Genomic DNA, 22,131 nt, shown 5'->3' with positions numbered 1-22,131 from the left:
TCTGCCCGATATCGGGTAGGACGCCGGACGGGATGTCTGGTTTACTACCCGGTACTTGACCTAGACTGACCCCCATCAGCTTTGTCCCGCGCCCCGCTTTGCTTTAAAGGCCTCTTGCATGTCCGATCCTCGTTATCAGGTCGATGTCAGCGTCGTCACCCGCTTTCTGGCAGACCAATCGCAACCCGAGCAGAACCGCTTCGCCTTCGCCTACACCATCACCGTTCATAACAATGGCTCACTCCCGGCCAAGCTGCTGTCTCGGCACTGGGTGATCACCGACGGCGACGGTCATGTGGAAGAAGTACGCGGCGCCGGCGTGGTTGGCCAGCAACCGCTGATCGCCGCCGGCCAAAGCCACACCTACAGCAGCGGCACCGTGATGACCACCCGGGTCGGCAACATGCAGGGCAGTTACCAGATGCTCGCCGAGGACGGCAAACAGTTCGACGCCATCATCGCGCCCTTCCGCCTGGCGGTCCCCGGAGCCCTGCACTGATGGCAACTTACGCTGTCGGCGACCTGCAAGGCTGCCTGGAGCCGCTGCAGTGCCTGCTTGAACAAGTCGCCTTCGACCCGGCCCGGGATCGCCTGTGGCTGGTGGGCGACCTGGTCAACCGTGGTCCGCAGTCACTGGAAACCCTGCGCTACCTGTACTCGATCCGCGACTCGCTGGTCTGCGTGCTGGGCAATCATGACCTGCACCTGCTGGCCGCCTGGCGCAACATCGAGCGCTTGAAAAAGTCCGATACCTTGCGCGAGATCCTTGAGGCCCCCGACTGCGAAGAGCTGCTGCAGTGGTTGCGCCAGCAAAAACTGATGCACTACGACGAAGCCCGCCATGTGGCCCTGGTGCATGCTGGCATTGCTCCCCAGTGGTCGCTGAAAAAAGCCCTCAAGTGCGCCGCCGAGGTGGAAGAAGCGCTTCGCGACGACAACCGCTTCGAACCCTTTCTGGACGGCATGTACGGCAACGATCCGGCGAAATGGGACAGCGACCTCAAGGGCGTGACCCGCCTGCGGGTCATCACCAACTATTTCACCCGCATGCGCTTCTGCACCAGCGAGGGCAAGCTCGACCTCAAGAGCAAGGAAGGACTGGATACCGCCCCAGCCGGCTATGCCCCCTGGTTCAGTCACAAAGAGCGCAAGACCCGGGACCTGAAGATCATCTTCGGCCACTGGGCGGCCCTGGAAGGCCAGAGCAACGAGCCCGGCATTTTCGCCCTCGACAGCGGCTGTGTCTGGGGCGGGGCCATGACCCTGCTGAATGTCGACAGCGGCGTGCGCCTGACCTGTGATTGCGATGCCCAGGGACACCCCGCACACCCCTCCTCCACCCCCTTGCCCGTCTCGGCACAGCGCTAATCGGCGCTGACTATCAAGCTCCAGGAGCCCGCCATGAGCGAATTCAAACGCATCCCTCCAGAACAGGCCCAGGCCCTGCGCGAACAAGGTGCTGTGGTAGTGGATATCCGCGACCCGCAAACCTATGCCCTGAGCCATATCAGCGGCTCGCAGCATCTGGATAATCACTCCATTTCCGAGTTCATTCGCGGCGCCGACCTGGACGCCCCGCTGGTGGTGGTCTGCTATCACGGAAACTCCAGCCAGAGCGCCGCCGCGTATCTGGTGAGCCAGGGCTTCTCCGACGTTTACAGCCTCGATGGCGGCTTCGAACTGTGGCGCAGCACCTACCCGACGGAAATCGCCCAGGGCACCGCCGAATAATTTTTTTCCCGAGCTCCAGCCCGCGTACTACGTGGGCTGACGCGCCACCGGACGAACGGTAGTGCGCAACTAATTCCCCATCTCGCCTTGACCTCCCGGATTCCGAACTATCCTTAGCCTCAGGCCATCCAAATCAGGGGAGAGCCGGTACACCGGCGAGCGGGTCATCGGTACTAGCTTTCAAGGTCGATAGCTTTGGAAGTGTTCTGGGGGGTAAACAGCAGCTGGAAACTCAGCTGCATGCCAGCACTTGACTGACTGATCCGACGCCGGCTCCACGTATCGAGCGAGGTGACGTCATGAGTATTTTTAGCCACTTCCAACAGCGCTTCGAATCCACACGCCAGGAAGAATTCTCACTGCAGGAATACCTGGAGCTGTGCAAGAAAGATCGAAGCGCCTATGCATCCGCCGCCGAACGCCTGCTATTGGCCATCGGCGAGCCAGAACTGCTGGACACTTCGACCAATTCGAGGCTGTCACGAATCTTTTCCAACAAGGTGATCCGGCGTTATCCGGCCTTTGAAGACTTCCATGGCATGGAAGAGTGCATCGACCAGATCGTCTCCTACTTCCGACACGCCGCTCAGGGCCTGGAAGAGAAGAAGCAGATCCTCTACCTCCTGGGCCCGGTGGGCGGTGGTAAGTCGTCCCTGGCCGAAAAGCTCAAGCAACTGATCGAGAAAGTGCCCTTCTACGCCATCAAGGGCTCCCCGGTCTTCGAATCGCCACTGGGGCTGTTCAACGCCACGGAAGATGGCGCGATTCTCGAAGAAGATTTCGGCATTCCCCGGCGCTATCTCAACACCATCATGTCGCCCTGGGCCACCAAGCGCCTGGCGGAGTTTGGCGGTGACATCAGCCAGTTCCGGGTGGTGAAACTGTACCCGTCGATTCTCAACCAGATCGCCGTGGCCAAGACCGAGCCCGGGGACGAGAACAACCAGGACATCTCGGCGTTGGTCGGCAAGGTGGATATCCGCAAGCTGGAAGAATTCCCGCAGAACGATGCCGACGCCTACAGCTACTCCGGGGCGCTGTGCCGGGCCAACCAGGGCCTGATGGAATTCGTCGAGATGTTCAAAGCGCCTATCAAGGTGCTGCACCCACTGCTGACCGCCACTCAGGAAGGCAACTACAACAGCACCGAGGGGCTGGGGGCGATCCCCTTCACCGGTATCCTGCTGGCCCACTCCAACGAATCGGAATGGCACACCTTCCGCAACAACAAGAACAACGAAGCCTTCATCGACCGTATCTACATCGTCAAGGTGCCTTACTGCCTGCGTGTCAGCGATGAGGTGAAGATCTACGACAAACTGCTGTTCAACAGCTCCCTGGCCAAGGCCCATTGCGCCCCCGACACCCTGAAGATGCTGGCGCAGTTCACCGTGCTGTCGCGCCTCAAGGAGCCGGAGAACTCCAATATCTACTCGAAGATGCGGGTCTATGACGGTGAAAACCTCAAGGACACCGATCCCAAGGCCAAGTCGATCCAGGAATACCGCGACAGCGCCGGCGTCGATGAAGGGATGAACGGCCTGTCGACCCGGTTCGCCTTCAAGATCCTGTCGAAAGTCTTCAACTTCGACCCCCATGAGGTGGCGGCCAACCCGGTGCACCTGCTGTATGTGCTGGAACAGCAGATCGAGCAGGAACAGTTCCAGGCGGAAACCCGCGAGCGTTACCTGCGCTTCCTCAAGGAATACCTGGCGCCGCGCTATATCGAGTTCATCGGCAAGGAGATTCAGACCGCTTACCTGGAGTCCTACAGCGAGTACGGCCAGAACATCTTCGACCGCTATGTGCTCTACGCAGACTTCTGGATTCAGGATCAGGAATACCGCGATCCGGAAACCGGCGAGATTCTCAATCGCGTGGCCCTCAACGAGGAGCTGGAGAAGATCGAAAAACCGGCCGGCATCAGCAACCCGAAAGATTTCCGCAACGAGATCGTCAACTTCGTCCTGCGCGCCCGGGCCAACAACAACGGCAAGAACCCCACCTGGCTCAGCTACGAAAAACTGCGGGTGGTCATCGAGAAGAAAATGTTCTCCAACACCGAGGACCTGCTGCCGGTCATCAGCTTCAACGCCAAGGCCAGCAAGGAGGATCAACAGAAACACAACGACTTCGTCACACGAATGGTCGAGCGCGGCTACACCGACAAACAGGTTCGGCTGCTGTCCGAATGGTATCTGCGGGTCAGAAAGTCGCAGTAAAGCAGCTGCAAGCTTCTAGCTGAGAGCTGCAAGAGCAACGTGGCTGAACCCCGATCCCGGGATCTGACGGCGCGTTCACTTGTGGCTTTAGGCTTACGACTTGAAGCTCCCCGGAGGGGCCTATGAGCTATGTGATCGACCGACGTCTCAATGGCAAGAACAAGAGCACGGTGAACCGCCAGCGCTTCCTGCGGCGTTACCGTGACCATATTAAAAAGGCTGTCGAAGAGGCCGTCAGCCGCCGCTCCATCACCGACATGGAGCACGGCGAACAAATCAGCATTCCCGGGCGGGATATCGACGAACCGGTGCTGCACCACGGCCGCGGCGGCAAGCAGACCGTGGTCCATCCCGGCAACAAGGAATTTACCGCCGGCGAACATATCGCCAGGCCGCAGGGCGGCGGCGGTGGCGCAGGCCGCGGCAAGGCCGGCAACTCCGGCGAGGGCATGGACGAATTCGTCTTCCAGATCACCCAGGAAGAATTCCTCGAGTTCATGTTCGAGGATCTGGAACTGCCCAACCTGGTCAAACGCAACCTGACCGGCACCGACACCTTCAAGACCGTAAGAGCGGGGATCAGCAACGAAGGCAATCCGTCGCGGATCAACATCATCCGCACCCTGCGCTCGGCCCACGCCCGACGCATTGCCCTATCCGGCAGCAGTCGGGCCAAGCTGCGGGAGGTGAAGGAAGAACTGGAGCGCCTGAAACGAGAAGAACCAGACAACTTCGGCGATATTCAGGAACTTGAAGCAGAAATCGAACGCCTCAGCGCGCGCATTCATCGCGTGCCATTTCTCGACACCTTCGATCTCAAGTACAACCTGCTGGTGAAACAGCCCAACCCCAGTTCCAAGGCGGTGATGTTCTGCCTGATGGACGTCTCCGGCTCCATGACCCAGGCCACCAAGGATATTGCCAAACGCTTCTTCATCCTTTTGTACCTGTTCCTCAAGCGTAACTACGACAAGATCGACGTGGTCTTCATCCGCCACCACACCAGCGCTCGCGAAGTGGACGAGGAAGAGTTCTTCTATTCCCGGGAAACCGGCGGGACCATTGTCTCCAGCGCGCTGAAGCTGATGCAGGAGATCATGGCCGAGCGCTATCCAAGCAACGAATGGAACATCTACGCCGCACAAGCCTCCGACGGCGACAACTGGAACGATGACTCGCCCATCTGCCGCGATATCCTGATCAACCAGATCATGCCTTTCGTCCAGTACTACACCTACGTGGAGATCACGCCGCGAGAGCATCAGGCCCTGTGGTTCGAATACGAACGTATCGCCGAAGCCTTCTCCGACACGTTCGCCCAGCAACAATTGGTTTCGGCCGGCGATATCTATCCGGTCTTCCGTGAACTCTTCCAGCGCAGGTTAGTGACATGACCGCCAGAGAGCAGAAACGCCAACCCATCTCCACCGGCTCGGAATGGACGTTCGAGCTGATCCAGGCCTACGACCGCGAAATCAGCCGTATCGCGGCCCGCTATGCCCTGGATACCTACCCCAACCAGATCGAAGTGATCACCGCCGAGCAGATGATGGATGCTTATGCCTCGGTGGGCATGCCTTTGGGTTATCACCATTGGTCCTACGGCAAGCACTTTCTCAGCACCGAAAAGTCCTACAGCCGCGGGCAGATGGGACTGGCCTACGAGATCGTGATCAATTCAGACCCATGCATCGCCTACCTGATGGAGGAGAACACCATCTGCATGCAGGCCCTGGTGGTCGCTCATGCCTGCTATGGCCACAACAGCTTCTTCAAGGGCAACTACCTGTTCCGCACCTGGACCGACGCCAGCTCGATCATCGACTATCTGGTGTTCGCCAAGCAGTACATCATGCAATGCGAGGAGCGCCATGGCATCGATGCCGTGGAGGACCTGCTGGATTCCTGCCATGCCCTGATGAACTACGGCGTCGACCGCTACAAGCGGCCTTACCCGATCTCCGCCGAGGAAGAACGGCGCCGGCAGAAGGACCGGGAAGAGCACCTGCAGAAACAGATCAACGACCTGTGGCGCACCATTCCCAAAGGCGCGGACAAATACAGCGACAAGGACAATGCTCGCTTCCCCGCCGAGCCCCAGGAAAACATCCTGTACTTCATTGAAAAGCACGCGCCCTTGCTGGAGCCCTGGCAGCGGGAAATCGTGCGCATCGTGCGCAAGATCGCCCAGTACTTCTACCCGCAGCGCCAGACCCAGGTCATGAACGAGGGCTGGGCGACCTTCTGGCACTACACCCTGATGAATGATCTGTATGACGAAGGCCTGGTGACCGACGGCTTCATGATGGAATTCCTCGCCTCCCATACCAGCGTGGTCTACCAGCCGGGCTTCGACAGTCCTTACTACAGCGGCATCAACCCCTACGCCCTGGGCTTTGCCATGTACCGGGACATCCGCCGCATTTGCGAGGAGCCCACGGAAGAGGACCGCCGCTGGTTCCCGGAACTGGCCGGCACCGACTGGCTGTCGAGCATCAAGTTCGCCATGAGCAGCTTCAAGGACGAGAGCTTCATCCTGCAGTACCTGTCGCCCAAGGTGATCCGCGACCTCAAGCTGTTCAGCATCATGGATGACGACCAGAAGGACGACCTGCTGGTGCCGGCGATCCACGACGAAAGCGGCTATCGGATCATCCGCGAAACCCTGGCCGCGCAATACAACCTGGGCAACCGCGAACCCAACGTGCAGATCTGGAGCATCGACCGCCGCGGCGACCGCTCACTGACCCTGCGCCACCAGCAACACGATCGCAAACCCCTTGGCGACTCCACCGACGAGGTACTCAAGCACCTGCACCGCCTCTGGGGCTTCGACATTCACCTGGAAACCCTGCAGGGCGATCAAGTGGTGAAAACCCATCACGTCCCGCCAAGGGGCGATCACAACGAAAACGACTACGGTCGGCTCGACCTGGCAGTCATCCACCTCTAAGCCCAACAACAGTCCTCCGTCAGCGCGGCACAAGCGTTATTCTGTCGCGCTAACGGAGGTTTTTTATGCGGATTTACAAAGTCGGCGGCGCAGTGCGCGATCGCTTGCTGGGCAGGCCGGTCACCGATATCGACTGGGTGGTCGTAGGCGCCAGCGCAGAAGACATGATCGCCCAGGGCTTTCGCCCGGTTGGCGCCGATTTCCCGGTGTTCCTGCACCCCAAGAATGGCGAGGAATACGCCCTGGCCCGAACCGAGCGCAAGAGCGGACGCGGTTACGGCGGGTTTACCTTTCACGCCAGCCCGGAAGTCACCCTGGAAGAAGACCTAATTCGCCGCGACCTGACGATCAACGCCATGGCCGAGGATGACCAGGGTGTGGTGACCGATCCCTATAACGGCCAGAGGGATCTTCAAGAGCGGCTGTTACGTCATGTTTCCCCGGCATTCGCCGAAGATCCTCTTCGAGTGCTGCGAGTGGCGCGATTTGCCGCACGCTATGCCAGCCTGGGTTTCAGGGTGGCCGCAGAGACGCTCGAACTGATGCGTGAGCTCAGTGAGTCAGGCGAGCTGCAGGCCCTCACGGCGGAGCGCAGCTGGAAAGAGATTTCCCGGGCCCTGATGGAGCAGCAGCCCCAGGTCTTCATCCAGGTACTGCGGGACTGCGGCGCCCTGGCAGTGCTGATGCCCGAGGTCGACGCCCTGTTCGGCGTTCCCCAGCCGGCAGCGCACCATCCGGAGATAGACACCGGCCTGCATACCCTCAGCGTTCTGCAGCAGGCGGCGCTGCATCAACAGCCCCTCTCGGTACGCTGGGCCTGCCTGCTGCATGACCTGGGCAAGGGCGTGACTCCCGAGCAAGAGTGGCCACGGCACATCGGCCACGAACACAAGGGACTGGAGCTGATCAAGGCCGTCAACGAGCGGTTCAAGGCGCCTCGGGAATGCCAGGAACTGGCATTGCTGGTCGGCCAGTACCACACCCACGCCCACAAGGCGCAGGAACTGAAGGCCTCGACACTGCTGGAGCTGCTACAAAGTTTCGACGTGTTCCGTCGCCCGCAACGCTTTGAAGAGTTCATTGGCGCTTGCGAAATGGATGCCCGCGGGCGGTTGGGATTGGAGTCGCGACCTTACCCACAAGCCGACTATCTACGCGGCGCGGCCAATGTAGCCCGGGCCGTGGCGGTCCAGCCGCTGCTTGAGCAAGGCTTCAAAGGCCCGGCGCTGGGCGAGGCGTTGAGACTGGAAAGACTGAAAGCGCTCAAGGCCTACAAGGAACTGCCCAAACCTTGAGCCCCTCGCGGGCAAGGCCCAGGCCTTGCCCACCTCAGGAGCCATCGGCTGGGGACTAGAGCCCCGGAGGCGTCAGTTGCCGGCCCTGCCACTCGAATGCAACCGGCGCCAGCACCTGATCGATCTGCGCCTCACGCCAAAGCGCCGCCAGGCTCTTGCCGGCCAGCGGATGCACCCGCTCAGGGGCCATCAGCGACAACGGCCAAAGCACAAAGGCATTCTTCAGGATCTCGGCGCGAGGCAGGATCAGGCCATCGAAATTGCCGGTCAGATCGCCGTACAGCAGCACATCGATGTCCAGCGGCAAGCCTTTGCGATCCGGAGCGTAGCGGCCATTGTCCGCCTCGATGAACTTCAAGCGCCGATCCAGTTCGGTCAACGGCAGATCGGTGTAACCCGACACCACCAGATTGAAGAACGGGCCGCTCTTGATCCCCACCGGCTGGCTTTCGAACACCGCCGAGCAACGCATATCCACCAGGAAGCCAGCCAGGGCATCAAGCCCGGCGCACAGGTGGACTTCACGCTCGATATTGCTACCAAGCCCCAGAAACACCTGAGTCAGCGACATCCGCGCTCGATCTCCACGCCCACACCCGTGGCAGCCGGAACGGCGCCCGGCTTGGTCAGTTTCAAATGCAGCCAAGGGATGTGGAATTCGCTCATCAGCACTTCGGCAAGACGCTCGGCAAAGGTTTCCACCAACTGGTACTGGGCCTGCTCGGCAAACGCCTGGATCCGCGTGGAAACGCTGGCGTAATCCAGTGCCAGCGTCAGATCATCCCCGGCGGCGGCCGGGCGATTATCCCAGGCAAAGCTCAGATCAAGACGCAGACACTGTCGGATGCCACGCTCCCAGTCGTAGGCTCCAATTACGGTGTCCACTTCCAGTCCTTCGATAAACACTCTGTCCAAGCACTCTTCTCCGCAGCACGACAAGGGCGCAATGCGCCGTTAGAATCAGGGCTTCCTCGCCCGGAATAGTTAGCATGTTTTGGTTACTGGCGATTCTCGCCTACCTGCTTGGCTCTCTGTCCTTCGCCATTTTGCTCAGCCGCCTGACGGGCAATCCCGATCCGCGAATGAGTGGCTCGGGTAATGCCGGCGCCACCAACATGCTGCGCCTGGCCGGCAAGAAACTCGCCGTCCTGACCCTGCTGGGGGATCTCTGCAAGGGCCTGGTGCCCGTACTGATCGCGCACCTTGCGGGGCTCTCGCTGCAACAACAGGCCTGGATCGGACTCTACGCCGTCCTTGGCCACCTGTTCCCTCTGTATTTCCGCTTTCGCGGCGGCAAAGGTGTCGCCACCGCCGCCGGCATGCTGCTGGGGCTCTATCCTCCAGCCGCCTTGCTGGCCGTCGCCGCCTGGGCGCTGACCTTCTACCTCACCCGCACCAGCTCGCTGGCCGCCTTGATCGCCACGCCCCTGACCCTGCCGCTGCTGGCCTGGCAGGAGCCCGAGGCGCTGCTGCCGATGAGCGTGCTGACGCTGCTGATCGTCTGGCGCCATCGCGGCAATCTACGCGACCTGTTTGCCGGCCGCGAACGGCATTTCTGAGCCCTCGACGATCAAAAGACTCAAGCTGACGCCGCCACGCGCGCTCTAAAGGGCCGACAACTGCTCCATCGGCCAGCGCGCCTGCACAGTGATCGCCAGGCCTTCCTGCTGCCCAGCCTGCAAACGCTGACAGCCGGCAAAGGCGATCATCGCGCCGTTATCGGTGCAGAACTGCGGGCGAGCATAGAACACATTGCCGTTCATCTCCGCGAGCATCTTTTCCAGAGCCTCGCGCAAGGACTTGTTGGCGCTCACGCCCCCGGCGATCACCAAGCGCTTGAGGCCGGTCTGCTTCAGGGCGCGCTTGCACTTGATGGTCAAAGTCTCCACCACTGCCTGCTGGAACGCGAGGGAGATGTCGCAACGGGTTTGCTCACCGTCGTCTCCAGCGCTGACGCATTGCTGCCAGGTGTTCAGGGCGAAGGTCTTCAAGCCGCTGAAACTGAAATCGAGACCAGGGCGATCGGTCATCGGCCGCGGGAAGACAAACCGTCCCGGTACGCCTTGAGTGGCCAGACGAGCAATTTCCGGCCCACCGGGATAATTCAGGCCGATCATCTTCGCGGTCTTGTCGAACGCTTCGCCTGCCGCATCATCCAGCGTCTCGCCCAGCAGCTCGTATTGGCCGATGCCATCGACCCGAACCAGCTGGGTATGACCGCCGGACACCAACAAGGCGACGAACGGAAATTCCGGTGGTTGCTCTTCCAGCATGGGCGCCAGCAGATGACCTTCCATGTGATGCACACCCAGGGCCGGAATACCCCAGGCAAATGCCAGCGCCTGGGCACAGGAAGCCCCGACCAGCAGGGCGCCGACCAAGCCGGGACCGGCCGTATAGGCGATGGCATCGATCTCGGTGGGCACACAGTCGGCCTCAGCCAGAACCTGACGGATCAGCGGCAGCATGCGCTTGACGTGATCACGGGAAGCCAGCTCCGGCACCACGCCGCCGTAGACGCGGTGCAGGTCGATCTGGCTGAACAGCGCATCGGCCAAAAGACCGCGCTCGCTGTCGTAAAGCGCGACGCCGGTTTCGTCGCAGGAGGTTTCTAATCCCAGTACTAGCATGGGTTTGCGCCTTGTAGAGGCTGAATTCGAAGGCGCGCATAATAGTCGCCACTCCCGCGCCCGACCAGCGGTTTTCGATCAGAGGCTTTGCATTCCGAGCGTTGAGGGGTTAACATCCGCAACCCTTAAAAACCGACGACCTCAGCCGCGATTTTTGCGACGAGAACGTTGACCCCGGTAATGAATGAAGGTAGCTCTGGATGCCAGCCGTCAAAGTTAAAGAGAACGAACCCTTCGACGTAGCTCTGCGTCGTTTCAAGCGCTCCTGCGAAAAAGCCGGTGTTCTGGCTGAAGTTCGTAGCCGCGAATTTTACGAGAAGCCGACTTCCGAGCGTAAGCGCAAAGCAGCTGCTGCTGTTAAGCGTCACGCCAAGAAAGTTCAGCGCGAACAGCGCCGCGCCGTACGTCTGTACTAATACACAGACGTTCGCTGCAAGCTTCTGCCAAGCCCGGCCCTCAGCCGGGCTAATGGCATTTGCGGAATACGCTTGATGCTTCACCGTCAAAGCCGCCCATGCGACCCAGACGAATCTGCTTCACCACGTCAGACCTGGCTCTTGCCAGCGGTGCACGTCTTTTCTGACGAGCCTTCCAAGGCTACTGACGAGCACACCCTTACTGATTCCTACAGACGATCAGCCCAAGGCGCACTTCTCCAGCGCCCGCTTAATGAGCTATCCGAGGCCACTCAAAGGCCACTGTCGGACTCAGCGCAACACCTTCAAATAGTCGAATACTGATTGAAACTAACGTCAGTGGACGTTCGGCAGATACACTTCCCGACTGCGATCACGCCGAAAACCCGAACCGAGCCGCGCCACTTTCACGCCTCGCCGCCTCCGGTCTTTCGACAGCGTCGCCAGGGCTATTTTTCCGCGCAGTGATGACGAGAACGCCATGGCCGGGCTTATTCCCCAGAGCTTTATTGACGACCTTCTGAACCGCACCGACATCGTCGATGTCGTCAGCTCGCGCCTGCAAATCAAGAAAGCCGGCAAGAACTACACCGCCTGCTGCCCGTTCCACAAGGAAAAGACCCCTTCCTTCAGCGTCAGCCCCGACAAGCAGTTCTACTACTGCTTCGGCTGTGGCGCGGGCGGCAACGCCCTCGGCTTCATCATGGACCACGACAACCTGGACTTCCCCCAGGCCGTCGAGGAACTGGCGAAAGCCGCCGGAATGGAGATCCCCCGCGAGGAAAGCAGTCGCGGCCAGCGCAAACCCCGACAGCCCACGGACTCTCCGCTCTACGCGCTACTGACCGCCGCTGCCGACTACTATCGCCAGGCCCTGAAAAGCCACCCGGCACGCAAGGCAGCGGTGGACTACCTCAAGGGACGCGGCCTCACCGGTGAGATCGCCCGCGACTTCGGCCTGGGCTTCGCCCCGCCCGGCTGGGACAACCTGTTCAAGCACTTGAGCAGCGACACCCTGCAGCAAAAAGCCATGATCGACGCCGGCCTGCTGATCGAGAACGCCGAGACCGGCAAGCGCTATGACCGCTTTCGCGACCGGGTGATGTTCCCGATCCGCGACACCCGCGGCCGGATCATCGCCTTTGGCGGCCGGGTGCTAGGGGATGACAAACCCAAGTACCTGAACTCCCCGGAAACCCCGGTGTTTCACAAGGGGCAGGAACTCTACGGCCTGTACGAGGCCCGCAAGAACAACCGCAACCTCGACGAAATCATCGTCGTCGAGGGCTACATGGACGTGATTGCCCTGGCCCAGCAAGGCCTGCGCAATGCCGTCGCGACCCTGGGCACCGCCACCAGCGAGGAACACCTCAAGCGCCTGTTCCGCATCGTGCCCAACGTGCTGTTCTGCTTCGACGGCGACCAGGCCGGACGCAAGGCCGCCTGGCGCGCCCTGGAAGCCACCCTCAGTTGCCTGCAGGACGGACGCCGCGCACGCTTCCTGTTCCTTCCGGAAGGCGAAGACCCGGATACCCTGGTGCGCTCCGAAGGCACCGACGCTTTCCGCGCCCGGATCAATCAGCACGCGCAGCCGCTGGCGGATTACTTTTTCCAGCAACTGATCGACGAAGCAGACCCGCGCTCCCTGGAAGGCAAGGCGCATCTGGCCACGCTGGCTGCGCCGCTGATCGAAAAAATCCCCGGGGCCAACCTGCGCACCCTGATGCGCCAGCGCCTCAGCGAGATCACCGGCCTGACCAGCGAAACCGTCACGCAACTGGTCCACAACGCCGCGCCAGAAGCGCCGCCAGCCTACGACGCCGGCATTGATTACGACGCAATGCCGGATTACGCCGACTACCATGAGCCCCACCAGGAGGCCTACGTCCCTCAACAGGAGTGGACGCCGAAGAAAAATGGCGGCGGCAAGAAATGGGACAACAAACCCTGGGACAAGAACGGCAAGGGCAAGCGCCAGGGCGATCGCGACCAACCCAGGGGCCAGCGGGTTCCTGCGCCGGTGGAGCCTCCGACACTGGCGGCCCTGCGCACCTTGCTGCATCACCCGCAGCTGGCAGAAAAAGTTGAAGATGCCGGGCACTTTGCCGATGACGACAACATCAATACACAGTTGCTGGTCGCTCTGATCGAAGCCGTGCAGAAAAATCCTAAGCTACGCTCTATTCATCAGTTGATGGCGCGCTGGCACGGCACTCAGCAGGGCCACCTGCTGACTGCACTGGCAGAAAAAGAGTGGTTGATCGACGGAGATAACCTTGAACAACAGTTTTTCGACACCATTAATAGCTTGTCCGCTCGCCAACGCGAGCGTGTTTTAGACCAACTTCTCAGGAAATCGCGTCAAAGCGAGCTCAGCAGCGAAGAGAAAATTCAGCTGGTTGAGCTTTTAAAACGCAATGTTCCCGCATCGAACCCGACCTCAACTGGCGCGTGAGGTCATAGCTCGGGTATAATCCTCGGCTTGTTTTTTGCCCGCCAAGACCTTCAGTGGATAGGGTGTTATGTCCGGAAAAGCGCAACAGCAGTCTCGCCTCAAAGAGTTGATCAGCCGTGGACGTGAGCAGGGTTACCTGACTTACGCGGAGGTCAACGACCACCTGCCGGAGGATATTTCAGATCCGGAACAGGTGGAAGACATCATCCGCATGATCAACGACATGGGGATCAACGTATTCGAGAGTGCTCCGGATGCGGATGCCCTTTTGTTGGCCGAAGCCGACACCGACGAAGCAGCAGCTGAAGAAGCCGCCGCAGCGTTGGCGGCTGTGGAAACCGACATTGGTCGCACTACCGACCCAGTGCGCATGTACATGCGCGAAATGGGCACGGTAGAGCTGCTCACACGTGAAGGCGAAATCGAAATCGCCAAGCGTATCGAAGAGGGCATCCGTGAAGTGATGGGCGCAATCGCGCACTTCCCTGGCACGGTGGATCACATCCTCGCCGAATACACTCGCGTCACCACCGAAGGTGGCCGCCTGTCTGACGTTCTCAGCGGGTACATCGATCCGGACGACGGCATTACGCCGCCTGCCGCCGAAGTGCCGCCGCCTGTCGACACCAAGACCGCGAAAGCGGACGACGACAGCGACGACGAAGAAGCTGAAGCGACCGAAGACGAAGAAGAAGCCGAAAGCGGTCCCGATCCTGTTATCGCCGCACAGCGCTTTGGCGCCGTCGCCGATCAGATGGAGATCACCCGCAAGGCGCTGAAGAAGCACGGCCGCGAGAACAAGCAAGCCATCGCCGAAATGCTGGCCCTGGCCGAATTGTTCATGCCGATCAAACTGGTTCCGAAGCAATTCGAAGGCCTGGTTGAACGTGTACGCAGTGCCCTGGATCGCCTGCGTCAGCAAGAACGCGCCATCATGCAGCTCTGCGTGCGTGATGCCCGCATGCCGCGTGCCGACTTCCTGCGCCAGTTCCCGGGCAACGAAGTGGATGAAAGCTGGACCGACGCCCTGGCCAAAGGCAAGACCAAATACGCCGAAGCCATTGCCCGCCTGCAGCCGGACATCATCCGTTGCCAGCAGAAGCTGACCGCTCTTGAAGTCGAGACCGGCTTGAAGATCGCCGAGATCAAGGACATCAACCGTCGCATGTCGATCGGTGAGGCCAAGGCCCGCCGCGCGAAGAAAGAGATGGTTGAGGCCAACCTGCGTCTGGTGATCTCCATCGCCAAGAAGTACACCAACCGTGGCCTGCAGTTCCTCGATCTGATCCAGGAAGGCAACATCGGCTTGATGAAAGCGGTGGACAAGTTCGAATACCGTCGCGGCTACAAGTTCTCGACCTATGCCACCTGGTGGATCCGTCAGGCGATCACTCGCTCGATCGCCGACCAGGCCCGCACCATCCGTATTCCGGTGCACATGATCGAGACGATCAACAAGCTCAACCGCATTTCCCGGCAGATGTTGCAGGAAATGGGTCGTGAACCGACCCCGGAAGAGCTGGGCGAACGCATGGAAATGCCTGAGGACAAGATCCGCAAGGTATTGAAGATCGCCAAAGAGCCGATCTCCATGGAAACCCCAATCGGTGATGACGAAGACTCCCATCTGGGCGACTTCATCGAAGACTCGACCATGCAGTCGCCAATCGATGTGGCCACCGTTGAGAGCCTGAAAGAAGCGACCCGCGAAGTACTCTCCGGCCTCACTGCCCGTGAAGCCAAGGTCCTGCGCATGCGCTTCGGCATCGACATGAATACCGACCACACCCTCGAGGAGGTTGGTAAGCAGTTCGACGTGACCCGTGAACGGATTCGTCAGATCGAAGCCAAGGCGCTGCGCAAGCTGCGCCACCCGACGCGAAGCGAGCATCTGCGCTCCTTCCTCGACGAGTAAGCCCAAGACCCCCAGCCCAGCTGGGGGTTTTGCTTTTTGCAGGTCCTCACTCTCCCTCGCTGCCTAGCCCGTCTACACTCGAAACATTCCCCGTGCCATAACGAGACGGTTATGCCCAGACTGTCGGCCATGCTACTGCTGGCGCTGCTTACCTGGACGGCAACGGCTGGCGCACTGACGCTCACCGATGAAGAACGTGGCTGGCTCAAGGCTCACCCGCAACTGCGCCTGGGGGTGGATGCTTCATGGCCGCCGTTCGAATATCGAGACGAAGAGGGTCGCTACCAGGGCCTTGCAGCGGACTACATCCACCTGATCCAGGAACGCCTGTCAGTGAGCCTGACGCCCATCGAGCCCGCCAGCTGGACCGAAGTGCTCGAAGATGCCAAGCAAGGCAAGCTGGACCTGCTGCCCGGGATCATGTCGACCCCGGAACGCCAAAGCTACATGGCGTTCACCCGCCCCTACCTTGATTTTCCCATCGTCATCCTGGCCCACAGCGGCGGCGCCCAGCCGCGCAGCCTTCAGGACCTTTACGGCCTGAAAGTGGCCGTGGTGGAAAACTACGCCCCCCACGAACTGCTGCGCACCCATCACCCGGACCTGAACCTGGTCGCCCTGCCCAATATCAGTTCCGCACTGCAGGCCCTGGCCACCGATGAAGTGGATGCCGTGGTCGGTGATCTGGCCTCCAGTGTCTGGAGCCTGCGCCAGCTCAAGCTCGAGGGCCTGTATGTCAGCGGCGAAACACCTTATCGCTACCAGCTGGCGATGGGCGTCCCGCGGGACAGCAAGATCCTGGTGGGCATTCTCGACAAGGTCCTGGCCGACCTCAGCCCCGATGAAATCAGCGCGATTCAACAACACTGGGTCGGCAGCGTGCTCGACCACCGGACCTTCTGGTCCGACGTGCTGCTCTACGGGCTGCCCGGGCTTCTCTTGCTGGTCACCGTGCTGGCGGTGGTGATCCGTATCAACCGCCGCCTGAGTTCAGAAATCTCCCGCAGGGTGGCCCTGGAACAGGAACTGCGCAGCAGCGAATACCACTATCGCAGCCTGGTGGAGAGCCTGTCGGCCATCGCCTGGGAAGCACGCGTCAGCGACTTCACCTACAGCTACGTCTCGCCCCACGCCGAAGCGCTACTGGGCTATCCCCTGGCGCACTGGCTGGTTCCCGGGTTCTGGCGCAACATCATCCACCCCGCCGACCTGACCCGGGCCCAGGCGTTCTGCGACCACGAAGTCCAGGCCGGGCGCGACCACAGCCTCGACTACCGGGTGATCACCGCCGACGGCCGCTGTCTCTGGGTACGCGACATCGTCAGCCTGATCGAGCACGGCCAGGAACCGGTGATGCGCGGGCTGATGATCGACATCAGCGAAGCCAAGCACACCGAAGAAGCGCTACGCCTGTCCGAGCAGAAGTTCGCTTCGGTGTTCCAGCAGTGTCCGGACATCCTGGTCATCGCACGCCTGTCCGACGGCTGCCTGCTGGAGGTCAACAAGGCCTTCGAGGAACAGATCGGCCTGAGTGCCGAAACGGTCATCGGCCAGACCGCCACCGAGCTGAACATCTGGGGCATTCCTGGGGTCGGTCCCAGCCTCTTGCAGCGTTTGCAGGCCGGCAGCATCCGCAACCTGGAGATGCCCTTTCGCCGCCACAGTGGCCAGTTGTTCACCGGGCTGATCTCCGCCGAACCCTTTGACCTCGACACCACCCCGGCGCTGGTGGTGGTGGTGCGCGACATCAGCCAGCTCAAGGAAACCCAGCAGCAACTGCAAACCTCCGAAGAGAAATTCGCCAAAGCGTTCCACGCCTCCCCGGACGGACTGCTGCTGAGCCGCCAGCGCGATGGCCTGCTGATCGAGGTCAACGAGGGTTTCAGCCGCATCACCGGTTTCAATAGCGCCGTGTCACTGGACCGCTCGACCCTGGAGCTGGGGATCTGGGTCAACCTCAACGAACGCAAACAGATGCTCGACCTGCTGCAACGCGACGGGTTTGTCCGTGACTTCCGTTGCCACATCCGCCGCAACGATGGCCAGATCCGCCTTTGCGAGTTGTCCAGCCGGCCGCTGCCCATCGGCGATGAAGACTGCATGCTGACCATCGCCCGGGACATTACCGATCGCCAGCAAATGCAGGAAAAACTGCAACAGGCCGCCACGGTGTTTGAAAGCACCGCCGAGGGCGTGATGATCACCGATACCCAGCAGCGCATCAGTGCGGTCAATCGGGCCTTCAGCGAAATCACCGGCTACAGCGAAAGTGAAACCCTGGGCCAGACCCCGCGCCTGCTGGCATCGGGACTGCACGACAGCGCCTTCTACGCCGCGATGTGGCATCAACTGACCCTGGAAGGCCACTGGCAAGGCGAGATCTCCAACCGTCGCAAGAACGGCGAGCTCTACCCCAACTGGCTGACCATCAACGCCGTGCGCAACAAGGAACGGCAGATCACCCATTTCGTCGCGGTGTTCGCCGATATCTCCAGCCTCAAGCACGCCCAGGCACGGCTCGACTACCAGGCCCACCATGACCCCCTGACCGGCCTGCCCAATCGCACACTGTTCGAAAGCCGCCTGCTGGCCGCGCTCAACGGCCAGCAGGACAGCGGCGGCCAGGGCGCGGTGCTGTTCCTCGATCTGGATCGCTTCAAGCACATCAACGACAGCCTCGGCCACCCGGTGGGCGACCTGCTGCTCAAGGGCATCGCCGTGCGCCTCAAGGAACAGCTACGCGACATCGACACCGTGGCTCGCCTGGGCGGGGACGAATTCATCATCCTGCTGCCCGGGCTGCACCAGGCCAGCGATGCCGACCACATCGCCACCAAGTTGCTGAACTGCTTCACCGCGCCGTTCCAGGCCGGTGAACACGAGTTCTTCATCAGCGCCAGCATCGGCACCAGCCTCTACCCCAAGGACGGTTGCGACGTCGCCACCCTGATCAAGAACGCCGACGCCGCCATGTACCGTTCCAAGGCCAAGGGCCGCAACCGCGTCGAACGCTACACCCGCGACCTGACCGCCCAGGCCAGCGAGCGGGTGGCCCTGGAACACGAGCTGCGCCGGGCCATCGAGCGCGATGAGCTGTCGTTGTTCTTCCAACCCAAGATCAGCCTCAGCAACCAGGAACTGGTGGGCGCCGAAGCGCTGATCCGCTGGCACCACCCCACCTTCGGCGATGTCCCGCCCGAGCACTTCATTCCCCTGGCCGAAGAAAACGGCATGATCCTGCTGATCGGCGACTGGGTCCTGGAACAGGCCTGCCAGCACCTGCATGCCTGGAACCGGCACTACGAGCACTTCGGACCGCTGTCGGTGAACCTGGCCGGCGCTCAGCTGCGCCAGCCCAATCTCTTGGGCCGCATCGAACAGCTGCTGCGCGACTACGACCTGCAACCCGGATTGCTGCAGCTGGAGATCACCGAGAACTTCATCATGAGCCAGGCCGAAGAAGCCCTGGAGGTGCTGCACCAGCTCAAGCGCCTGGGGGTGCAACTGGCCATCGACGACTTCGGCACCGGCTATTCGTCCCTGAGCTACCTCAAGCGCCTGCCCCTGGATTTCCTCAAGATCGACCAATCCTTCGTTCGCGGCCTGCCGGACGACCCCCATGACGTGGCGATTGTCCGCGCCATCATCGCCCTGGGTCGCAGCATGCAATTCACCGTGATCGCCGAAGGGGTGGAAAACCACGACCAGCAGAGCTTCCTCGCCCAGGAAGGCTGCGAGCAGATCCAGGGCTACATCGTCAGCCTGCCGCTGGAGGCCGAGGAGTTCTGCGAGACCTTCCTGCAGATCCGGGTTTCCGATTTTTCGGATAGCACAGCCGAGAAACCATCGCTATAATCCGCGGCCTACTGAGGGCCTATAGCTCAGTTGGTTAGAGCAGAGGACTCATAATCCTTTGGTCCACGGTTCAAGTCCGTGTGGGCCCACCATCTTCAAAGCCGCGCCATGTTGCGGCTTTTTTGTGCCCGCAGGTTTTGCCCGGCAACCGGGTGGGCCCCGCTTCACACGGCCTGTTTCAGGCCCACTCAAAGTCGCAACGCCTGACGCGCGACCATGAAAAAGCCGCGCATTGCGCGGCTCTTTCAGGCTGTCGAAACGCTGCTTCTACTTGGGCAGCGCGTAGGCGATCACATAGTCGCCGCGATCCGGCGACTGCCGCGCACCGCCTGCGGTGAGCAGGATGTACTGGCGGCCCGTCTTGGGCGAGACATAGGTCATCGGGCCCGACTGGCTACCCACGGGCAGGCGCGCTTTCCAGACTTCATTACCGTTGCCGGTATCGAACGCCCGCAGGTAGAAGTCCTGGGTGCCGGCGAAGAACAGCAGGCCGGACTGGGTCGCCAGGGACGCGCCCAGAGTCGGCATGCCAATCGGGATTGGCAGGTGCATGCGAATCCCCAGCGGGCCGGTGTCCTGCACGGTGCCCACCGGCACCTGCCACATCAATTTGCGGGTCTTCAGGTCGATGGCCGACATCGTGCCGAACGGCGGTTTCTGACAAGGAATACCGGCCGCCGAGAGGAAGCGCTGACGCATGGCACCGAACGGCGTGCCGTCCTGGGGCACCACGCCCATTTCGATGCCGCTGGCACCGGCGCCAATCTGATCCCGGGGGATCATGTAGTTGGCCAGGCCCAGGCGCATGTCGTTGACGAACATGTAGTGGCTGGTCGGATCCACCGACACGCTGCCCCAGTTCATGCCACCCAGGGAGCCGGGGAACTGCAGTGCGTGATCCAGGCCAGGCGGGGTGTACACGCCCTCATGGCGCATGCCCTTGAACTGGATGCGGCACATCAGCTGATCAAACGGGGTCGCGCCCCACATGTCGGACTCGGTCAACGTCTGGTTGCCGATCGACGGCATTTCCACCGAGAACGGCTGGGTTGGCGAATAACGCTCACCCGGGACATTGCCCTGAGGCACCGGACGCTCTTCGACCCGGGCAATCGGCTTGCCGGTCTCGCGGTAGAGCAGGAAGATCTCGCCCTGTTTGGTGACCTGGGCCAACGCCGGTTGCACGCCGCCCTTGTCGTCCGGAATGTCATACAGCAGCGGCTGTGCCGGCAGGTCGAAATCCCAGAGGTCGTGGTGGGTGGTCTGGAAGTGCCAGCGCACCTGACCGGTCTTCACGTCGAGGGCGACAACCGAGGAGCTCCACTGGTCATCGAACTCGCTGCGCTGACCGCCGAAGAAATCCGGCGTGGCGTTGCCGGTGGGCAGGTACACCAGGCCCAGCTTGGCGTCATAGGACATCGCCGACCAGACGTTCGGGGTGCCACGGGTATAGGTTTGCCCCGCGGGTGGACGCTTGGTGGTGGCCGGATTGCCCGGGTCCCAGGCCCACATCAGTTCACCACTGCGCACATCGAAGGCGCGCACCACGCCCGGCGGTTCGCCCGTGGAGAAGTTATCCGCCACCCGGCCGCCGACGATAACCACGGTGCCCGCCACCAGGGGCGTCGAAGTCTGCTGGTAATAGCCCGGCTTGATCTCGCCCATGTCGGTTTTCAGATCGACCGTGCCCTGGTGGCCGAAGTCTTCACAGGGCTTGCCGGTTTCAGCATCGAGCGCAATCAGGCGGGCATCGCCGGTCGGCAGGAACAGGCGCCTGGTGCACGCCGCAGGGGCGGCGGCAGGCGTCGAGGACTGGCTGACCGGGGCCGCCGAGGCGTCGAAATAGCCCAAGCCACGGCAGCGCTGCCAGTTGGGCGCGTAGCCTTGCGGGTCGAACTTCCAGCGTTCGGCGCCGGTGTCGGCGTCCAGGGCGAACACCTTGCCGTAGGCGGTGCAGGTGTAGACGGTATCGCCGATCTGCAGCGGGGTGTTCTGGTCTTCGGCGCCAGCGCCGTTGCTTTCGGGCAGGTCGCCGGTGCGGAAGGTCCAGGCCACTTGCAGTTGGCCGATGTTGCCCTTGTTGATCTGGTCCAGGGCGGCAAAGCGGTTGCCCGCCGTGGTGTTGCCCCAGTGGGCCCAGTCTTTCTGTTCAGTGCCCGGCGCCACGGGCTGGATCGCCGGCACCTTGTCCGCCTTGACCAGGTGGGTCGGCACGAACATGTAGGCCAGGGTCGCCACGACGCCAACCCCCAGCAGCCCCGCCAGCCCATAGGCCCCACGCCCGGGGCGGGCACCGGAGGCACGCACCAGGGTCGGGTAGATCAGTGCCACCACCAGGCCGATCACGGCAAAAGTCAGCACCCGCGAAACCAGCGGCCAGTATTCCAGGCCCGCATCCCAGACCGCCCAGATCGCGGTCAGCACCAGGACCACGCCGTACAGCCTTGCGCCACGGGGATCCGCCCGGGCGATCAGCACGCCGGACACCAGCATCGCCAGGCCCATCAACAGGAAATAGGCGCTGCCTCCCAGGCTCAGGAGATAGCCACCGCCCCCCGCCAGGCCGAGCCCGATCAGGGCAATCAGAATGCCCAGCCCCGCCAGGAGCCATCGGCTGCCGGTGGCAGCCCCCGTGTTTTTCATGTCAAACCTCTGCCAT

At 61.6% G+C, this 22,131-nt stretch carries 16 protein-coding genes and 1 tRNA gene; 13 read left to right on the top strand and 4 right to left on the bottom strand.

Going from position 1 to position 22,131, the window contains the following annotated elements; translation table 11 throughout:
• Positions 1 to 118: 118 nt before the first annotated feature.
• The 7 genes from apaG (at position 119) to GGI48_RS18350 (ending at position 8,201) form a co-directional block, all read left to right on the top strand.
• The gene (gene apaG, locus GGI48_RS18380; RefSeq protein WP_016967937.1) at positions 119 to 499 is read left to right on the top strand and encodes a Co2+/Mg2+ efflux protein ApaG; all 381 of its coding nucleotides are present in this window, start codon (positions 119 to 121) and stop codon (positions 497 to 499) included.
• Positions 499 to 1,368, top strand: coding sequence for a symmetrical bis(5'-nucleosyl)-tetraphosphatase (locus tag GGI48_RS18375; RefSeq protein ID WP_047306363.1), 870 nt, complete (start codon positions 499 to 501; stop codon positions 1,366 to 1,368). Before apaG ends, GGI48_RS18375 begins: the two co-directional genes overlap by 1 nt.
• Positions 1,369 to 1,401: 33 nt before the next feature.
• Positions 1,402 to 1,731 (top strand): thiosulfate sulfurtransferase GlpE, encoded by a 330-nt coding sequence (gene glpE, locus GGI48_RS18370; RefSeq protein ID WP_016967941.1) that lies wholly within the window; start codon positions 1,402 to 1,404, stop codon positions 1,729 to 1,731.
• Positions 1,732 to 2,030: 299 nt separating this feature from the next.
• On the top strand, positions 2,031 to 3,953 hold the full coding sequence (locus GGI48_RS18365; protein ID WP_016967942.1) for a PrkA family serine protein kinase: 1,923 nt from the start codon (positions 2,031 to 2,033) through the stop codon (positions 3,951 to 3,953).
• A gap of 122 nt (positions 3,954 to 4,075) precedes the next feature.
• The gene (locus GGI48_RS18360) at positions 4,076 to 5,347 is read left to right on the top strand and encodes a YeaH/YhbH family protein (protein WP_016967943.1); all 1,272 of its coding nucleotides are present in this window, start codon (positions 4,076 to 4,078) and stop codon (positions 5,345 to 5,347) included.
• The gene (locus tag GGI48_RS18355; protein WP_016967945.1) at positions 5,344 to 6,906 is read left to right on the top strand and encodes a SpoVR family protein; all 1,563 of its coding nucleotides are present in this window, start codon (positions 5,344 to 5,346) and stop codon (positions 6,904 to 6,906) included. Before GGI48_RS18360 ends, GGI48_RS18355 begins: the two co-directional genes overlap by 4 nt.
• Positions 6,907 to 6,971: 65 nt before the next feature.
• Positions 6,972 to 8,201 (top strand): multifunctional CCA addition/repair protein, encoded by a 1,230-nt coding sequence (locus GGI48_RS18350; RefSeq protein ID WP_179599493.1) that lies wholly within the window; start codon positions 6,972 to 6,974, stop codon positions 8,199 to 8,201.
• A 55-nt stretch (positions 8,202 to 8,256) separates the two neighbouring features.
• Here GGI48_RS18350 and folK read toward each other — a convergent pair whose 3' ends face one another.
• A complete protein-coding gene (gene folK / locus GGI48_RS18345; protein WP_016967948.1) occupies positions 8,257 to 8,772 on the bottom strand; it encodes a 2-amino-4-hydroxy-6-hydroxymethyldihydropteridine diphosphokinase in 516 nt (171 codons plus the stop codon).
• Positions 8,763 to 9,116 (bottom strand): dihydroneopterin aldolase, encoded by a 354-nt coding sequence (gene folB, locus GGI48_RS18340; RefSeq protein WP_016967949.1) that lies wholly within the window; start codon positions 9,114 to 9,116, stop codon positions 8,763 to 8,765. The genes folK and folB overlap by 10 nt, the downstream gene beginning before the upstream one ends.
• Before the next feature lie 74 nt (positions 9,117 to 9,190).
• On the opposite strand from folB, the gene plsY reads away from it, so the two are divergent.
• Positions 9,191 to 9,760, top strand: a complete 570-nt coding sequence (plsY, locus tag GGI48_RS18335; RefSeq protein ID WP_016967951.1) for a glycerol-3-phosphate 1-O-acyltransferase PlsY — start codon at positions 9,191 to 9,193, stop codon at positions 9,758 to 9,760.
• Between the two features lie 45 nt (positions 9,761 to 9,805).
• Here plsY and tsaD read toward each other — a convergent pair whose 3' ends face one another.
• Positions 9,806 to 10,831, bottom strand: a complete 1,026-nt coding sequence (gene tsaD / locus GGI48_RS18330) for a tRNA (adenosine(37)-N6)-threonylcarbamoyltransferase complex transferase subunit TsaD (protein WP_016967952.1) — start codon at positions 10,829 to 10,831, stop codon at positions 9,806 to 9,808.
• 200 nt (positions 10,832 to 11,031) lie between these two features.
• Here tsaD and rpsU point away from each other — a divergent pair, with 200 nt between their 5' ends.
• The 5 genes from rpsU to GGI48_RS18305 all read left to right on the top strand — a co-directional run bounded on the left by rpsU (position 11,032) and on the right by GGI48_RS18305 (position 19,564).
• The gene (gene rpsU / locus GGI48_RS18325; protein WP_002551877.1) at positions 11,032 to 11,247 is read left to right on the top strand and encodes a 30S ribosomal protein S21; all 216 of its coding nucleotides are present in this window, start codon (positions 11,032 to 11,034) and stop codon (positions 11,245 to 11,247) included.
• A gap of 481 nt (positions 11,248 to 11,728) precedes the next feature.
• Positions 11,729 to 13,702: a DNA primase gene (gene dnaG / locus GGI48_RS18320; protein ID WP_016967954.1), complete on the top strand. Its 1,974-nt coding sequence runs from the start codon at positions 11,729 to 11,731 to the stop codon at positions 13,700 to 13,702.
• Positions 13,703 to 13,769: 67 nt separating this feature from the next.
• Complete coding sequence (rpoD, locus tag GGI48_RS18315) at positions 13,770 to 15,617, top strand: RNA polymerase sigma factor RpoD (RefSeq protein WP_016967955.1); 1,848 nt, start codon at positions 13,770 to 13,772, stop codon at positions 15,615 to 15,617.
• A gap of 111 nt (positions 15,618 to 15,728) precedes the next feature.
• Positions 15,729 to 19,472, top strand: coding sequence for an EAL domain-containing protein (locus GGI48_RS18310; protein WP_179599491.1), 3,744 nt, complete (start codon positions 15,729 to 15,731; stop codon positions 19,470 to 19,472).
• A 15-nt stretch (positions 19,473 to 19,487) separates the two neighbouring features.
• Positions 19,488 to 19,564 (top strand) — tRNA-Ile (locus tag GGI48_RS18305).
• A gap of 175 nt (positions 19,565 to 19,739) precedes the next feature.
• On the opposite strand, the gene GGI48_RS18300 is transcribed toward GGI48_RS18305, so the two are convergent.
• On the bottom strand, positions 19,740 to 22,115 hold the full coding sequence (locus tag GGI48_RS18300) for a glucose/quinate/shikimate family membrane-bound PQQ-dependent dehydrogenase (RefSeq protein WP_179599489.1): 2,376 nt from the start codon (positions 22,113 to 22,115) through the stop codon (positions 19,740 to 19,742).
• Positions 22,116 to 22,131: the final 16 nt, after the last annotated feature.

It is taken from the genome of Pseudomonas protegens, from assembly GCF_013407925.2.
Taxonomy (GTDB): Bacteria; Pseudomonadota; Gammaproteobacteria; order Pseudomonadales; family Pseudomonadaceae; genus Aquipseudomonas; species Aquipseudomonas fluorescens_AP.
The sequence above is the reverse complement of the archived record's forward strand: the minus strand, read 5'-3'. Positions and strand labels throughout refer to the sequence as shown.

What these genes read in the sequence shown, in the direction of transcription:
- apaG (WP_016967937.1), top strand. Translation starts at nt 119, where the DNA reads ATGTCCGATCCTCGTTATCAGGTCGATGTCAGCGTCGTCACCCGCTTT.
- GGI48_RS18375 (WP_047306363.1), top strand. Translation starts at nt 499, where the DNA reads ATGGCAACTTACGCTGTCGGCGACCTGCAAGGCTGCCTGGAGCCGCTG.
- glpE (WP_016967941.1), top strand. Translation starts at nt 1,402, where the DNA reads ATGAGCGAATTCAAACGCATCCCTCCAGAACAGGCCCAGGCCCTGCGC.
- GGI48_RS18365 (WP_016967942.1), top strand. Translation starts at nt 2,031, where the DNA reads ATGAGTATTTTTAGCCACTTCCAACAGCGCTTCGAATCCACACGCCAG.
- GGI48_RS18360 (WP_016967943.1), top strand. Translation starts at nt 4,076, where the DNA reads ATGAGCTATGTGATCGACCGACGTCTCAATGGCAAGAACAAGAGCACG.
- GGI48_RS18355 (WP_016967945.1), top strand. Translation starts at nt 5,344, where the DNA reads ATGACCGCCAGAGAGCAGAAACGCCAACCCATCTCCACCGGCTCGGAA.
- GGI48_RS18350 (WP_179599493.1), top strand. Translation starts at nt 6,972, where the DNA reads ATGCGGATTTACAAAGTCGGCGGCGCAGTGCGCGATCGCTTGCTGGGC.
- folK (WP_016967948.1), bottom strand. Translation starts at nt 8,772, where the DNA reads ATGTCGCTGACTCAGGTGTTTCTGGGGCTTGGTAGCAATATCGAGCGT.
- plsY (WP_016967951.1), top strand. Translation starts at nt 9,191, where the DNA reads ATGTTTTGGTTACTGGCGATTCTCGCCTACCTGCTTGGCTCTCTGTCC.
- tsaD (WP_016967952.1), bottom strand. Translation starts at nt 10,831, where the DNA reads ATGCTAGTACTGGGATTAGAAACCTCCTGCGACGAAACCGGCGTCGCG.
- rpsU (WP_002551877.1), top strand. Translation starts at nt 11,032, where the DNA reads ATGCCAGCCGTCAAAGTTAAAGAGAACGAACCCTTCGACGTAGCTCTG.
- dnaG (WP_016967954.1), top strand. Translation starts at nt 11,729, where the DNA reads ATGGCCGGGCTTATTCCCCAGAGCTTTATTGACGACCTTCTGAACCGC.
- rpoD (WP_016967955.1), top strand. Translation starts at nt 13,770, where the DNA reads ATGTCCGGAAAAGCGCAACAGCAGTCTCGCCTCAAAGAGTTGATCAGC.
- GGI48_RS18310 (WP_179599491.1), top strand. Translation starts at nt 15,729, where the DNA reads ATGCCCAGACTGTCGGCCATGCTACTGCTGGCGCTGCTTACCTGGACG.
- GGI48_RS18300 (WP_179599489.1), bottom strand. Translation starts at nt 22,115, where the DNA reads ATGAAAAACACGGGGGCTGCCACCGGCAGCCGATGGCTCCTGGCGGGG.